Below are 16135 nucleotides of genomic sequence, written 5' to 3' on the forward strand. Positions count from 1 at the left end.
GGAGAGTTTCCAAGGTCATTAGAGCCCTTGTCGAGCTTGGGGCGCAAGCGCCATTTCAGGGGCGTGGGATTCAGGCGGCCCTGGCCTCCACCGGGAACCCGAGGCGCTGGCTGACCTCGCCGGCGAAGATTTCGTAGGCGGCCGCGGCGGCGCTGTAGGGATCGTAGTGGATGATGGGCTTGCCAAAACTGGGCGCCTCGGCCAGCCGCGTGGTGCGGGGGATGACGGTGTCGAAGACGACGCCCTGGAAGTGTTCGCGGACCTCGGAAACGACCTGCTGGGAGAGGCGGGTGCGCCCGTCGAACATGGTCATCAGGACTCCAAGCAGGTGAAGCGACGGATTGATCTGGCCCTCCTTCAACTGGTCAAGCAGGCGGCGGATCGTCGAAATGCCCTCGAGCGCGTAGTACTCGCATTGCAGCGGGATGATGAGGTGCTGCGTGGCGGCAAGGGCGTTGAGGGTCAGGAGACCCAGGGCGGGTGGGCAGTCGAGGACAACCACATCGCAGACGCCTTGTTCCCGGACCGGGTCGAGGAGTTGGCGGAGGCGGAAGAGACGGTCGTCGAAGCGGCCGAGTTCGAGTTCGACCCCGCAGAGATCCACTTCGCTGGGGATGATGGCCAGGCGCTCGAAGGGGGTCGGCTTGATGCGGTCGAGCGCGGTGCCTTCTCCGAGCAGGGGGCCGTAGAGGCTGTGACCTTCGGTCTTCTCCAGGCCGACCCCGCTCGTGGCATTGGCCTGGGGATCCAGGTCGATCAGCAACACCCTCCGGCCCAGTGCGGCAAGACAGGCCGCCAGGTTGATGGACGTCGTCGTCTTGCCGACGCCGCCCTTTTGATTCGCCACGGCGATGATGGGTGCAGCCACGGGGCGATTTAAGGAGCCGCGGGCCGGACCAGCAAGGCTTTGGAACCTCGATGCCGCATCGGCAGGACCGGCAGGCGCCGATTCACGGTCGGGTGCCGTCGAGAGGCCGGCGTCCCTCAATGGCCCGGGCCAGCGTGACATCATCGGCGAAATCCAGCCCGGTGCCTGCTGGCAACCCGGCGGCCAGGCGGGTCACGTTGAGTTCGGGGCGGGCAAATCGTCGGGCGAGGTAATGGGCGGTGGCGTCACCTTCGACGTCGGTTCCAAGGGCGAGGATGAGTTCCCGGACCGGTTCCTCCGCGAGACGTTTCTCCAGCGCGTCGATGCGCAGATCCTCGGGGCCGACGCCGTTGATGGGGGAAAGCCGGCCGCCGAGGACATGGAAGCGTCCCGGGAACCCGCCCGCCTTCTCGACGCTGAGGACGTCGGTGGGCCGCTCCACCACGCAGAGGAGCGACGGGTCGCGGGTGGGGCTGGCACAGACGACGCAAGGACTGTCCTCGGTGAGAGCACCGCACCGCTCGCAAAGCCGGATGCGATGGCAGGCCTCGGTCAGGGCGTGGGCGAGTTGATCCGCCTGGGCGGGATCGGATTGAACGACGTGCAGGGCTATGCGCTCGGCGGACCGCGGTCCGATGCCGGGAAGCCGGCTCAGGGCCGCGGTAAGGCGAATCAACGGTTCGGGGAGTCGGATCACGACGGGAGTGGGCTGGCCGATGCCCAACAGGCGACCGGCTCAGTGCCTCGATTTGCGGGAGGGCAGGACCGGCCGGCGAGGTGCGACGGCTGTCGCGGCCGGTCAGATGAGGCCGGGGAGCTGGAGCCCCCCCGCCACGGAGCCCATTTCCTCGTTCTGAACCTTCTTGGCCTGTTCGAGGGCGTTGTTGGCGGCGGTAAGGACGAGATCCTCGAGGAGGGTGATGTCGTCCGGTTGAACGGCCTGCGGATCGATCTTGATCGAGGCGATGGTGCCATCGCAGCGGGCGATCACCTTGACGGCTCCGCCACCGCTGGTGGCCTCGATGGTCTTGGCGGCCAGTTCGGCCTGCTTGACCTCGAGCTGCTTCTGGATCCGCGCCGCCTGCTTCATCAACTTGCCAATGCTGGACATGGGAAAAGGGGGTTCCGGACCGCCGCGTGGTTGGGCGCCCGTGCGATCCAGCTAAACCAAGCCCATCGGACCCTGCAACCCCCTTTTGGAGCTTTCCGCGATCCTCGAGGCCATGGTTCACAGTATGCCTGACATGGTTTAAATTATGCCATCCATTTTATTGTTGACCTCAACCATACATTAGGCCCGGCGATTTACTATTTACCCCCGACAGCAGCCTCAGCCCTCCTCCATCTCCAACGACGCTCGGGACGTTGTCGGAATTGTTTGTCGGCAACCGAAAATTGCCATTAAGCCCGGCATATTCTTGTTGACCGGATTCATTCATTGAGCCCGGCATTTTACTATTGACCCTTGACCCCCCGCCTGCAGCCTCACCCCCCTTGCACCCACCTTCGGCAACTTCGTCGGCAGCCGTGCTATTGAGCCAGGCAGTAGAATATTGACTGTTTGCCGGGCTTCGCACCCGTATGGGGGACCGGCATTTGTGTAATGCCCGATGGGAGTTTCCTGGGGGTCGAAGCGGTTTGCAGACCCGATAGAAATGGTCTGATGCCTCCCGTACGCCCTGTTCGGTGTCCCGGCCGCAGCGGGCCACGGGTCCGGACTCAAGTCTCTAGCCCTAACACACTCAAGCGTGGACACCCAACCGCCGGTCCCCATTCCTCTTTTGCGGTGAATGTTCCGCCGGGTGAACGGGGACGGAGGCGCAAAGGTGGAGGCCTTGCGAGCAGGCAAGTCCGCCTGCTGCCTCCGATCGAGGTTGTGCCGCCGCCCGCGGAGCGGGAGGTTTCGGGCCACGCGACCGTGCTCGCCCTAGCCTGCCTTTCCTGAACCGCCCATGAAGAAGACCTCCGTCGAGATCCCCACCCTGGTGCGGATGAAGCCGGGAGCGCTGGATCGGCTGGGCATTTACTGCCGGCGGGCCGCCTTCCGGCAGGTGGCCCTCCTCAGTAGCACCGGCCTGCCCTACCCCATCCTGAACCGTGTCAAGACCGCCCTGGGCAGCGAACAGATCGAGGTGACGCACCACCTCGAGGTCGGCTCGTCCGATTACGATGCGGCGCAGGAGACCTTTCGCTCGCTGCCCGTCGATCTCGGCGCGGTCGTGGGTCTGGGCGGCGGCAAGGCGCTCGACGTCGCCAAGTACCTGTCGTTCCTCCTGCGCCGGCCTTACCTGGCGGTGCCGACATCGCTGTCCAACGACGGCTTCTGCAGTCCGCAATCGAGTCTGGAGATCGGGGGGCGGCGGCGTTCGCTGGCAGCGGCCATGCCATACGGGGTCGTGGTGGACACGGCCGTCTGCCTCGAAGCTCCGACCGTCCTCTGGCATGCCGGCGTGGGCGACTCCGTGGCCAAGATCACCGCGGTGGCGGATTGGAAACTCGCATTCCATGCGTGCGGGACGCCGGTGGACGACTTCGCCGCACTGCTCTCGGATGCCACCGTATTCCAGTTGCTGGCCAGTCCGACCCGCAGCCTGGAAGGGATCCGATTGCTGGCCACCGCCCTCATGCTCAACGGGGTGGCCATGGAGATCGCGGGTTCGTCCCGCCCCGCCAGCGGGAGCGAGCATCTGATTTCGCATGCCCTCGACGCCCTGAATCCGCGTCCGCGCCTGCACGGGTTGCAGGTGGGTGTGGCGACCTACCTTGTCAGTCAACTCCAGGGGCAGGGCACCGGCCGCATCGCAGCCCTGTTCGATGCGACCGGCTTCTGGGACGAGATCCGCCGCGACCCGTTTGTCCGGGCGGACTGGATCCGGGCATTCCAGGCCGCGCCCGGGATCAAGCCGGGCTATTACACCGTGCTGTCCGGTCGCGATTGCACGGGGGAACTCGCTTCCCTGCTCGAACGCGACTCCCGCCTGGCCGGACTGTTCGTCTGACCACCACCCGTGCATCCCGGAGTTGTGGGTAGAGGCGCGAACTTCGCGAGGCATCGCCTCGGAGGGCCGAGTTCCACGAGGCCGCAACGATGGGGTGCGTTGGGATGAGGACTCGCGGAGCTCGTCCCTCCGATTGGCTGCCTCCTCACCGACAACTTGGGGATGCACCGGACCCCCACCGCTCCCTCGCTTTGGGCGCGACGGATCGAACGAATCAAGGGACGATTCAGGTCATGAGGATCGCAGGTGGAAGGCGGATAGGCGGGGTGTTCGGGTGGACCAATCGGGCTGGGGTGCGGATCGGCGTGGTGGGGATCGCCGCATTGTTGGGGTCGGGCGCCATGCCGGCCCGGATGGGGGCGGCAACGATGGAATGGACCCTGCAGACGAGGGACCTGGAAACGGGCGAGGCGGTGCTGTCGCGGGAGCGGGTGGATCCGCGCCGGGTGGGCGTCATCGCGGTGGATGTCTGGAACTACCATTGGTGCAAGACCGCCACCCTGCGGGTGGATGCCATCGTGCCGCGCCTGAACCGGGCCCTCGAGGCGGCCCGGGAACTGGGCATGACGGTGATGCTCTGTCCGAGTGACGTCGTGGACAACTACGCGGGGTTCGCCCAGAGGGAGGCCGTCCTGGCGCTGCCCGGGACCCCGGTTCCGAAAGTGATGGAGGTGACTTGTCCGCCGGTACCTGACGCGGGCGGGTGTGCGTGCGGGCGCGAGCGTTGTGCGGGCAACTACGGGTGGGACGGGATGCATCCCGGGTTGCGGATCGGGGAGGGGGATTGGATGCCTGACACGCAGGAGGAGGTGTATGCGATCTGCCGGAAGTTCGGATTGACCCACCTCCTCTACATGGGATTTCACACCCAGGTGTGCCTGCTGGGGAAGCCGATGGGGCTGCGGGCCATGAAGTCCGCGGGATTGCAGTGCGTGCTGGCCCGGGACATGACGGATGCGCATCCCGGTTACGATCCCTCGCGGGGTTTCACGCCGGATGGAAACACCGGGGAAGTGGTGTCGCATTTCGAGCGGTACCTGGCGCCCACCGTTCATTTCGGCGAGGAACTGAGGCGGATGGGGCGGTGGCGGGACGATGGCACGGTCCTGGATCCGGTTCGGATCGCGCCCTGGGGTACGACCATGCGTCCGCATCTCTTCGAGGAACCCATCGTCGTCAGCCTCGCGACTCCGCTGCAGCCGGGTGCCGAGATCCGGTTCACCCTGGATGGCACGGTTCCCCTGGTGACCTCGCCGCGGTATGGCGGACCGCTTCGGGTGACGGAGACCACGCGGTTGCGGGCGGCGGGCTTCGACGGGGGCAGGCTGGTGAGCGCGGAATCGGAGGGGGTGTTCGTGAAGCTGGCGCCGCAGCCGCCCATGCCGGACGTGCGGATCGGGGATCTCGAACCGATCCGCAACGTGGGGTTCGGACACACCTACGGGGGCGAGGTGCGGTATTCGGGGGACACGCGTCCGCCGCAGAAAGACCGGTCCAACCGCGGGGATCCGATCCGCATTCAACGGCGGGTGTACGAGCGCGGGCTGGGCGTCCATGCGCCCTGTGCGGTGAGTTACCGGATCGAGCCCGGGTACGAACGGTTCGTGGGGCTGGCCGGCGTGGACGAACACCTGCTGGACCGGAGTTACGGGTCGAATCTCGCGCGGTACCCGAGTGTGGTGTTCAAGGTGTTCCTCGACGGCCGTGAAGTGGCTTCGAGTCCGGTCATGCGCATTCAGTTCCCGGCCTGGCGGTTCAACGTGCCGTTGCCGCAGGGGGCCCAGGTGCTGACGCTGGTGGCCATGGACGCCGGGGATGGCAACCGGGAGGACCTGGCGAACTGGGCGGACGCGGGCTTTGTGCGGAAGCGGTGACGCGGAAGAGGAACGAAGCCCGGGCACTTCATGCAGCACTCCCGGTGTTTCCACAGTGGCGTCAGCGGCTCGAATCCGGGCGTGGCATCCCCACTGAACCTTCCCCGGAGCGGATGAGCATTTCCCGTGCACCCGGGGGTACGGGCCTGACGGTCAGGGTGCCGTCGGGCCAGCGCACTTGAATGTGGGATGGAGTTCCGGCGAGGCCCATGACCTGCACGGCGCCGTTCTGCGACCCGTAGCCACTGCCGGCAACCACGGCCCGGGCCGGTCCGAAGCGGGTTCCATACTGCACCCGGACGGTGGCCCCGATGCCGTCAGGGTTTCCCGCCCCGCCGTTGAGCCGGACCCGAAGGCCCGGAGTCGCGCTGCGGTTTCGGAAGAGGCCGGGCGGCCCGTTCCATTGGGCGATGACAAGATCGACCCTTCCATCCTGATCGAAATCGCTGGCGGCGGCGCCCCGCTGTTCGCCGTAGAGCCGGATGCCGCTGACGTGTCCGGGAATGGCACGAAAGCCGCCCTGGCCATCCCCCAGCAGCAGGAGACCCCGACCGGCGTCGTGGCGGGACGTGTCGGCCGGCACTCCGAAGAAGTTCTGGGCCAGGACCAGGTCCTCGTGGCCGTCGCCATCGAAGTCACTGACGGTGACACCGAAGGCCGGAGCGAACTGGGCCTCGGCGGGCAGTGGGCGCGCTTCGAAACCATCCGGCCGGTTGAGGAAGACGGTGGTCTCGAACCAGTCCGCCTCGATCCAGCGGGTGGTGGCTGCGTGGTCCACGAGGATGTCGTCGATGCCCGCTTCGGCGTAGGCGGCGTGACCGGCGAATCGGACGGCGAGGGCCGGCAGGGACTCCCGGAGCACGTCCCAGGTCTGAAAGGGCACGTACCTGGCAAGGTCCGGATCGTAATAGGCCTCGAGAAGATCGATCCGGCCGGTGCCGCTCCATTCCCCGTGGTAGAGGCGCAGGGGCCGGGCCCGGTGGCGTTGGTGACGGGTGTTGCGTCCCCAGTTGGTCGCCACGAGATCGAGCCGTCCGTCGCCGTCGAAATCGCCTGCGGCGACGCCATTCCACCAGCCGCGATACCGGGCCAGACCCAGGCGGGCGGTGATCTCCTTCCAGACGTTGTTCTCGAGGGCGAAGACGCGCAGGGAACTCCAGTCGCAGGCGAGGATCAATTCGGGCCGCCCATCGCCGTCGAGGTCGGCCCAGGTCGCGCCCTGGACCAGTCCGACCGCCTCGAACGCCGCGGTGGCCTGGGTGTCGGGATGCCAGGCGCCGACGCGCCAGGTCAGAAGCCGGGATGAGGCGGCCTCGGGGTAGCGTCCCGGCCGGACCTGCCCGCCGACGAACAGGACCGGGGTTCCGTCCACGATGCCGAGGGCCAGCGGTCCGACACTCGATGGGCTGGCGGGCAACGTTTGGGGCGGATCGGAGGATCGCAGGGGAAACTCAATGACCGCGGGTTCGGCGGGGCCCCAGCCTTCGTAGTGCGAATATCCGAACAGCATCCGCGACTGCCCGTCGGGGCTGCGCCATCCCAGCACGGTGGTCTGGTCGAGGGGGGCCCGTTCGGCGCGACGCAGCGGGCGGAAGAAACCCTGGGTGTCGTTGAGGTAGAGCACCGGGTGGCTGCCCCGGCCGCTGGCCACGAACAGGTCCTCCCAGCCGTCGCCGTCCACGTCGTACCATCCGACGCCGGGACCGCGGTTGGCCAGGGAACGTTCGAGGAGCGGTTGGAGGGAGGACTCATCGAAGGGGGGCTCCGCGTGGGCCTGACGGAGCCTGCCGCTCTGGTCCTCGAACCAGGGAAGGGGATCCGGGGGCGGGGCGGACGACGGCGTCGAGGAGGGCCGTTCGGGTTCCCAGATCTCGAGGCGATGATTGGCGGGGACATCGCGGACCAGGGAGACCGCGCCATTGCGCCAGGTGACCTGGACCTCCAACCGGTTGGCCGCGGTGCCGGCGGCGAAGGTGCGTGCGGGATCGTCGCCGGAAAGGTAACGCCCCCCGGCGATGACCTCCTGGGATTGCCTGCCGCCCGGGCCGCCGGTGACCTGGATTCGCGCGCCGACGGCCCGGGTGTTGGGAGCGCGTCCGTGGAGGCGGACCTGAACCCGGGGGGCGGTCCCCGTATTGCGATAGATCCCCACGGGTTGATCCACGTGGTTCACCACCGCATCGAGGTCGCCATCGTTGTCGAGGTCCGCCAGGGCGATCCCGTGCGAAACGCCGTGGGTGGAGAAGCCCCAATCCGCGCCCACCTCGGTGAAGGTAAGGTCGCCGTTGTTTCGAAACGCGAGGCAGGGCAGTTCGAGTCTTGAAGGCAGGGGCGGACGGGACCGGGGGCGTGCGGCGTCCAGGCGACCGGAGCGGTCCCGGCCGGAATCGGCGTCGTTGGCATCCCGCAGATTGCCGGTGGTGACGAGGATGTCCTCGTAGCCATCGAGGTCCACGTCGAGAAAGGCGGCGCCCCAGGACCAGCCGGAGGCGTCGAGGCCCGCATACTGGGCGATCTCTGCATAGGTCCCGTCGCCACGCGCGAGCGCCAGGGTATTGCGTGGGTACTCGGGACGGTAGTCGGGCCGGGTGAAGGGACGTTCGACCTGGAGATGGATGCGGCTGGCGCGATGGCGATGCCGGTCCCGATGGGTGGTGGCCAGCATGTCGAGGACGAAGATGTCGTCATGGCCATCGCGATTGATGTCGGCGAAATCGACCGCCATGGACGACAGGCTTTGATTCCGGAGGGCGAGTCTGGGGATGGCCCGGAAGCGGCCGTGCCCGTCGTTGATCCAGATCCGGTCGGGCGAGTGGAAGAAGTCGTTGCAGAGGTAGAGGTCGGGAGCGCGATCGCCGTTGAGATCCCGGAATGCCACGGCAAGTCCCCAGTCGAGGGGCGGTTCGGTCAGGGGCTCGCCCTCTTCGTCCAGGAAGGTGCCGTCGGTCCACGAGACCGGGGTGAAGCGTCCGGTGCCGTCGTTGAGGTAGAGCGTGTCGGCTTCGCCTCGTTCGAAGAGGCTGACACCGCCGGACTTGAGGAACAGCGGTTGGAAGCGGTCGGCCGGTGTGACGACGAACCGGCCGTTGACGGTCCCGGCCCGGACATCGTTGAGCAGGTGGGGTGCATCCTTGACGGTCCGGGTGTGGTAACGCGCGACGTAGAGATCGAGGTGGCCATCGCCGTTGATATCGGCCAGGGCGAGGCTCGTGCTGCCATGGGCCCCGGCAAGCCCGCTGTCCTGGGTGACCTCGGTGAACCGGCCCCGGCCATCATTGAGGAAGACGCGGGTGCCGCCGCCCAGACTGTTCACGATCAGGTCGAGGTCGCCGTCGCCGTCGATGTCGGCAAACACCGCCCCGGTGGACGCCTGTCCGGCGCACGCCACCCCGGCCGGTTCGGTCACGTCGAGGAAGGTGCCGTCACCGAGGTTGCGGTAGAGCCTGTTCGGGCCGTCGATGGCGCAGAGATAGAGATCGATCCATCCGTCGCCGTCCATGTCACCGAGGGCCACACCGGAACCCAGTTCGTAGAGCTGATTGCGACTCAGCCACGCCTCCGGAACACGGTTGGTGAAATGGACACCGGTCTGTTCGGGGGCCAGGCGGACGAAGCCGGTGGCGCCCCGGGAGGGTACATCGAGGGGCGTCAGCCGGGAACCGGAGGCGGGTGGGACTTCGGAAGAGGCCGCCTGTGCGCCTGGAACGAGAAGGCAGCATGCCCCCGCGACCGCCGCCACAGCCGGCCGCCACCCTGCCAACGGCTGCGTTCCCGGATCACAAGGCACGGAGGTGGGGCGCAAGCTTCCGGGTTTCGGGCCCGGAAAGGGAGAGAACAACGGCTTGCCAGCCGACACCCGTGTATCCCGGAGTTGTGAGGAGAGGTGCCAACTTCGCCAAGCGTCGCTTCGGAGGGCGGGGTTCCAGGAGGCCGCAACGGTGTGGAGCGTTGGGTTGAGGACTCGCGGCGCTCGTCCCTCCGATTCGCTGCCTCCTCACCCGCAACTCCGGGACGCACCGGCCGCCACTGGAGCGGCCCTGCATTTTTGAAATACGGGGCCGCTCCATCAGGGTGGCGTCGAGGTCCGGGGGGGGGTGCCCCGTTCAGTTGGCCGCGGGAATCACCACCCGGTAGTACCCGGCAGCACGGCCCATTCGGGCGGCATCGGTATCCTGATACGTCGTCGTGGCCCCCTCGCTCATCCGGGTGCCGATCGTGGTCCACGCGGCGGGCGTCAGGCTCTCGGTGTACTGGATCGAGTACGACACCCCGGCCCCGCTGGTCCACACGATGGTCAGGCTGGTTCCCGAGTGGGAGACGGATTCGATCGTGGGGGCGGTGGGCTCGGGATCCGGGTCCGGGTCGGGATCATTGGCGAGGATGGCCGCACGGCGACCGTCCCGGAGGCGGGTCAACTGTTCCGGCGAAAGGATGGCGCCATAGACGAACACATTATCGATGGAACCGACCCAGCCTTCCGCAGGGCTGTTGGGATTGATGCTGCCGATGGAGAACGTGGTGAAGCCGGGCCCATGGGTCGTGGTGGCGCGATCCGAGACCAGGGCATCGGATGTGGTGCTGGAGTCGATGTCCACATAGACCACCACCTCGTTGAGGACCTGGTTGAACGTGGCCGCCACGAAGGTCCAGTCCTCGAAGCTTTCGGGTCCCGGGAGATCGAGCGGTCCCGGGCTGTTGCCGGTGAAGGCCGTGTAGCGGAACGGGGCGTCCGGCGCGGGCCGGTTGTCGAGGCCGACCACCCGGTCCCAGCCACCATTGTCATGGCCCATGATCTTCCGGAGACCGGAGTCCAGGTTGTCCGCCCGGACCCATGCACCCAGGGTCAGTTCGGGAAGGACACTGGGATTGATGTCGATCGGGGCGATGAGCCGGGTCGAACCATCGAAGAAAAACGCGCCGCCCTCGACGCCGCCCTGCGGGTCATGGGAGGGGGTCGAGAATCCATCCGCTGTTTCCACAAGATGTCGCAGGCCGCCGCTCTCGTCCTTGAGCGGATCCGCGGCATCGTCGAACGGATAAAACCCGATCAGGGCCGGTCGGATGGGCCGGGCAAGGGTGACCGGCAGGTTCACCAGCGTGACCCGGCTGGCGGCGTCGTTGCTGATGAACCGGATCGACGCCGTGAAGGAACCCCGGGTGGAACCCTGGGCGTTGAAGGTGACGCGGACCTGGCCCGTGGCCCCGGGGGCCAGGGCGTCAGGGAACGCGTCGATCGTGTAGTGCGCCGCATCCGGGCCGACCAACGAAGCCCCCGTGATGGTGAGTGTCCCGGTCGCGCCCTCATTCCGGATGTCGAAGGTCGCGGTCCTTGGGGACGTGATGAATGGACCGAAGACCGGTTCGGACGAGACCCGAACCAATTGCGGGTCCCCGCTGCCGTCCGGCACGATTGTGGCGGCCAGATCGAGGGTTGTCCTGGGCTGGACACTGTCGTCGCTGAGCACGGTGAGGAGGCCTTCGAACCGACCGACCTGACCCTGGGGATCCAGGACCACGGTGATGGTTCCGGAGGCGCCCGGAGCCAGTTGTGCCGGGAAGGAGGTTGCCTGGTAGAACGAGGCGTCCGCGCCTGAGATCGCCGGGGCCTGGATGTTCAGCGTCTGGCCCGCACCATCGTTGCGGATGGGGAGCGTGATCGTGTGGGGGGTCGGGGACTTGGGCAGCGCGGCGAGGTCCGGCACGGAGACAGCGGAGAAGTTCGGGTCGGCCACGAAACTGAGATCGGGCGTTCCCTGATTCCGGATACGGGTGACTTCCTCGGCGGTGAGGATGCGGTCGAAGAAGAAGGCGTTGTCGATGTAGCCGATCCAGCCCTCACTCACGTTGTCCGGACGCAGATTGCCGAGGGCGGCGGTTTCGTGGCCGGGGGAGAAGAAGGCATCCACGGCCGTGGCAACGATCACTTCGTCGCCGACGGTGTTGGCGTTGATATCGACGTAGAGGGTGACCGTGGAGGAAAACTCGTCGTAGGCGGCGACGAGCAGGGTCCAGTCGTTGGTGCTGACCGGGCCGGGGACATCGTTCGGCGTGTAGTGGGTCGTGCTGCCGGCGAAGGACATGTAGCGGAACGGGCTGCCGGTTTCCCCCGGCGGATTCCGGTTATCCAGACCGATCGTGCGATCCCACCCGCCGTCGTCGTGCCCGATGACCTTGCGCAGGCCCGACGTCAGGCTCGTGGTTCGAACCCAGGCGCCCACGGTGAGTTGGCTGAGGGTGCCGGGATTGATGTCGATGGGCACCACCCAGTTCTGGGCGCCATTGTAGAAATAGGCGCCTCCGCTCAGGCCTCCTTCGGGATGGTACACGGGATCGGTCGCGCCGGCTCCCGCGGTCAGGTCGTTGCCGGATCCGCTGGCGTCCTGCAGGGGATTCCCGGCGTCATCGAACGGATAGAAGCCGACCAATTGCCCGTTCGCCGGGGCAAGCGACAACCCGGCGGCAAACAGCGAAAGGAGTAAGGTGCGCAAACTGGAAGACAGGTTCATGGATTGAGGATTCCTTGCGCCGCAGCGGACCGGCCCACACCGCGGGTTCGGAACAACACCCTCCAGCCATGGCCCACTATCGGAGTGTTGGAACCCTGATCGACCGCGGGCGGGATTGTCCAGAGGCAACTCGGCGAAATCGAGAAAGGCCCCGCATCGCCCTCCCCAGTTCCCAGGCGGAACGGGAGCTCCGGGCAGGATCGAACGGATCGGGCCAGCCATCCAACCGATCCCGACGGGGTCAGCCCTTACAGGCAACCGGTCCCGGACGAATAACCGAATGTAATGATTTGACCCCGTTGCCTCCCGCTTGGCGGGAACCGGGGAATGGGTATGCTCCCGGCCCATGCGCTACCGCTTCCTCCTGGCCCTTGCGACGGCCTGTGCCGGGGCCGTCCCCCTTTCCCTCCCCGCCAACTGGCCCGCCTGGCGCGGTCCGAGTGGCGACGGCACGACCGCGGAGGCCCGCTTTCCGCTCCACTGGAGCGCGAAGGAAAACGTCCGCTGGCGGGTAAACCTTCCGGACCGCGGCAATTCAACCCCGGTGGTGTGGGACAACCATGTGTTCGTGACGCAGGCGATCGACCGCACCCACCAGCGTCTGGTGCTGGCCTTCGATCGCGAGACCGGACGCCAGCTCTGGCAGGCCGGCACCTTCGGGGAACCGCGCGAGGAGACCCACCAGGACAATCCTTACGCCGCGGCCTCGCCGGTGACGGACGGCGAACGGGTGGTGGTCACCTTCGGATCGGCAGGCGTGTGGGCGTTCGACTTCGAAGGCGGGATCCTGTGGACCCGCAGCCTGGGCCCGCAACGCCACGAGTGGGGCTACTCGTCGTCGCCCGTCCTGCATGGCGACCGGGTGTACGTGTACCACGGACCCGGCGAAGGCTCGAAGCTGGTGGCCCTGAACAAACGCAACGGTCGCGTTGCCTGGGAGGTTCTCCTCCCCGAACCCGTGCCCACCGTGCGATTCGACGGCTTCCAGGGCCGGCTGCCGGGCATCATCGGCACGTTCAGCACGCCCCTGGTCGTCCCGGCCGGTGACCATCACGAATTGATCCTCGCCTTTCCTGAATCGGTCCGCGCCTACGCTCCGGAGACCGGCCGCGAACTGTGGCGCGATCCCGGATTGAATCCGCTCGTGTACACCTCCCCCGTGCCGGTCGGGGACGCCGTCCTGGCCATGGGCGGCTTCTTCGGCAGCAGCCTGCTGGTTCGCACCGGGGGGCACGGCGATGTCAGCCGGACCCACCGGGTCTGGCACGAGGTGCGGGCCCGCAAGAACCGGCTGGGATCGGCGGTGGTGTTCGATGGCCGCGCCTACGTGTTCAATATGGAGGGTCTGATGGAGTGCCTCGACGTGGCCACCGGTCGCCAGCTCTGGGAGGAGCGCCTCAAGGGTCCCGGACCGGCCGGCGGGTCGTGGTCGTCACCCACCCTCGTCGGCGACCGCATCTACGCCGTGAACAAGAGCGGCGACACCTTCGTGCTGCGGGCCTCACCGAACTTCGAGGTCATGGCCACCAATTCCATCGCCGAACCCATCAACGCCAGTCCGGCCATGTCCCGCGGCGACATCTTCCTCCGGACCTGGGAGGGGCTTTGGTGCCTGACGGACCGGGATGGCCTCGCCGCACGGTAGGGCGCCGCGACTCTCATCCCCATGGTTTCCGCCATCCTGGTCGCGGCCGGGTCCGGGACACGCTTCGGTCCCGACCGCGACAAGCTGTTCCTCGAAGTCGCCGGCCGGCCGGTGGTGGCCCACACCTGGTCGCGCCTGGATGCCGTCCCGGCGCTCGGCGAGATCATCGTGGTGGTCCGGGCCGGCATGGAACCGGCCTTCGAGGAACTGGCTGCCGCGCTGGCTCCCCGGCTGCCATGGCGCCTCGTCCCCGGGGGGCCCGAACGCCAGGATTCTGTGTGGAACGGTCTCCAGGCCACATCGCCCGACTGCGAATGGGTCGCCGTCCACGACGCCGCCCGCCCATGCACCCCGGTCGGCACAGTCCTCGACACCCTCGCCGCAGCCCGGGAAGCGGGCGCTGCCGTCACCGCCCAGCGGGTGACCGACACGATCAAGGAAAGCGGCGATGGCCGATGGATCGAGCATACCCTGGATCGGTCGCGCCTGTGGGCGGTGCAGACGCCGCAGATCTTCCGACGATCCCTCCTCGAACGGGCGCTGGAGGCCGTGAAATTGGCGGGCCTCCGGGTCACCGACGACACGGCTGCCTGCGAGCATATCGGGCAGCGGGTGCGGCTGGTGGAATCGCGCGCGCCCAACCCCAAGGTCACGTACCCGGGCGACGTTCCCTACATCGAATGGCTCCTGCGGGCGGCTGGAAGCGCGACGGGCCAATGACGTCCGTTCCCGCCCCACTCCGGAGGGACGAGCTCCGCGAGTCCTCAAGCCCATCGCACCCCTCCCCTGCGGCCTCGTGGAACCCGGCCCTCCGATTTCACCACCCCGTTTCACCCTTCGGAGGGACGAGCTCCGCGAGTCCTTAATCCATCGCTCCAGTCCCGGCGCTTGCCGGGTGAGGTCGGGACTTCTAGGGTGCCGGACGTTGTGGTGACGGAAGGTCTGCTATGAGCCGCCGAATGATCCTGGGGTCGGTTTCCCTGCTGCTGCTGGTCCACCTGGTGATGGGCGTCCGCTTCTATGCGGCGGAGGCACGGGCGTCGGACGGCGACAATGTCTATCCCCAGCTCGCCATCTTTTCCCGGGTCCTGCACCTGATCCGCAACGACTACGTGGACGGGGAGGACCTGAGCTATCGGGACCTGCTCACCGCAGCCGTCCGGGGCATGCTGGATTCGCTGGACCCCCACAGCGAGTTCCTCGAACCGCGGCGGTTCGACGATCTCAAGGACGACACGGAGGGGGAGTTCGGGGGCGTGGGCGTGACCATTTCCCCGCACGGCGGGAACATCACCATCGTGGATGTCATCGAGAACGCCCCGGGCGCGAAGGCCGGCCTGGTTCCCGGCGATCTCCTTGTCGCCGTCGAAGGGGAGCCGACCACCGGCTGGCAGCTCCAGGACGTCGTGACCCGCCTTCGCGGACGCCCGGGCACGGATGTCCGCATCACCACCTTCCGACCCAGCACCGACGAGACGAGTGACCACAGGCTGACCCGGGCGATCATTCCGATCTACACGGTACGGGACCTCGACGGGCGACGGAACTTCCGCCTGCTCGAGGACGGCATTGGATACGTCCAGATCACCCAGTTCGGGGAGAAGACGGCGGGCGAACTCGAGAGCGCCCTCGAAGTCATGTCCCGGGCCGGCATGAAATCCCTGATTCTCGATCTGCGCGACAATCCCGGCGGCCTCCTCGATTCGGCGTTCCGTGTGTGCGACAAGTTTCTCGCCCGCGATCAACTGGTCGTCTCCACCGTGGGCCGGCGCGGGGTCAAGCAGAGCGAATTCCGGTCCTCCGGCCGCGGTCGCTACCCCAGGCTGCGCCTCGCGGTGCTCGTCAACGGGGGCAGCGCCAGCGCTTCGGAGATCGTGGCCGGCTGCCTGCAGGACCTCGACCGTGCCCGCATCTTTGGGGAGCAGACCTTCGGCAAAGGATCCGTCCAGAGCGTGCTCCCTCTCCCGGATGGATCGGCCCTCCGCCTGACGACGGCCAAGTACTACACCCCCAGCAACCGCGTCATCCACGAGCAGGGCATCACCCCCGACAGCATCGTCGAACTCTCCGACGAGGAGGAACGGGACCTTCTCCGACGACGCCTGCCCGGGGCCCTGGATGCGCTGGGACCGGCCGAGCGCGAGCGCGCCCTGCAGACCCGCGATCTGCCGCTCGAACGCGCCCGCGACTACCTGCGCGGCCTCCAGATCCTGGCCGCCGAGAGGTCCGGACGCGCCTGACCC

The 16135-nt window shown here is 67.3% G+C and carries 10 protein-coding genes; 5 read left to right on the forward strand and 5 right to left on the reverse strand.

Annotated elements, in window-relative coordinates; all coding sequences use genetic code 11:
* Positions 1–70 precede the first annotated feature (70 nt).
* The 3 genes from KF833_18130 to KF833_18140 form a co-directional block, all read right to left on the reverse strand.
* On the reverse strand, positions 71–1012 hold the full coding sequence (locus KF833_18130) for a ParA family protein (protein ID MBX3747230.1): 942 nt from the start codon (positions 1010–1012) through the stop codon (positions 71–73).
* A complete protein-coding gene (gene recR / locus KF833_18135; GenBank protein ID MBX3747231.1) occupies positions 951–1565 on the reverse strand; it encodes a recombination mediator RecR in 615 nt (204 codons plus the stop codon). The genes KF833_18130 and recR overlap by 62 nt, the downstream gene beginning before the upstream one ends.
* A 102-nt stretch (positions 1566–1667) precedes the next feature.
* Positions 1668–1979 (reverse strand): YbaB/EbfC family nucleoid-associated protein, encoded by a 312-nt coding sequence (locus tag KF833_18140; protein MBX3747232.1) that lies wholly within the window; start codon positions 1977–1979, stop codon positions 1668–1670.
* An 841-nt stretch (positions 1980–2820) separates the two neighbouring features.
* Here KF833_18140 and KF833_18145 point away from each other — a divergent pair.
* Positions 2821–3867 (forward strand): iron-containing alcohol dehydrogenase family protein, encoded by a 1047-nt coding sequence (locus KF833_18145; protein MBX3747233.1) that lies wholly within the window; start codon positions 2821–2823, stop codon positions 3865–3867.
* Between the two features lie 233 nt (positions 3868–4100).
* Positions 4101–5741, forward strand: coding sequence for an NPCBM/NEW2 domain-containing protein (locus KF833_18150; GenBank protein MBX3747234.1), 1641 nt, complete (start codon positions 4101–4103; stop codon positions 5739–5741).
* A 61-nt stretch (positions 5742–5802) separates the two neighbouring features.
* Here the strand turns inward: KF833_18150 and KF833_18155 are convergent, their stop codons facing one another.
* Positions 5803–9501, reverse strand: coding sequence for a VCBS repeat-containing protein (locus KF833_18155; GenBank protein ID MBX3747235.1), 3699 nt, complete (start codon positions 9499–9501; stop codon positions 5803–5805).
* Positions 9502–9844: 343 nt separating this feature from the next.
* Positions 9845–12229: a choice-of-anchor D domain-containing protein gene (locus KF833_18160; GenBank protein MBX3747236.1), complete on the reverse strand. Its 2385-nt coding sequence runs from the start codon at positions 12227–12229 to the stop codon at positions 9845–9847.
* A 364-nt stretch (positions 12230–12593) separates the two neighbouring features.
* Here KF833_18160 and KF833_18165 point away from each other — a divergent pair, with 364 nt between their 5' ends.
* From KF833_18165 to KF833_18175, 3 genes are all read left to right on the forward strand, one after another.
* Positions 12594–13892 (forward strand): PQQ-binding-like beta-propeller repeat protein, encoded by a 1299-nt coding sequence (locus KF833_18165; protein MBX3747237.1) that lies wholly within the window; start codon positions 12594–12596, stop codon positions 13890–13892.
* Between the two features lie 21 nt (positions 13893–13913).
* Positions 13914–14612 carry a 2-C-methyl-D-erythritol 4-phosphate cytidylyltransferase gene (ispD, locus tag KF833_18170; protein ID MBX3747238.1) on the forward strand — a complete coding sequence of 233 codons (699 nt, stop codon included), beginning with the start codon at positions 13914–13916 and terminating at the stop codon, positions 14610–14612.
* 239 nt (positions 14613–14851) lie between these two features.
* Positions 14852–16132, forward strand: coding sequence for a S41 family peptidase (locus KF833_18175; protein ID MBX3747239.1), 1281 nt, complete (start codon positions 14852–14854; stop codon positions 16130–16132).
* The last annotated feature ends 3 nt before the right edge of the window (positions 16133–16135 follow it).

Source organism: Verrucomicrobiia bacterium, assembly GCA_019634625.1.
In the GTDB taxonomy this organism is placed as follows: domain Bacteria; phylum Verrucomicrobiota; class Verrucomicrobiia; order Limisphaerales; family CAIMTB01; genus CAIMTB01.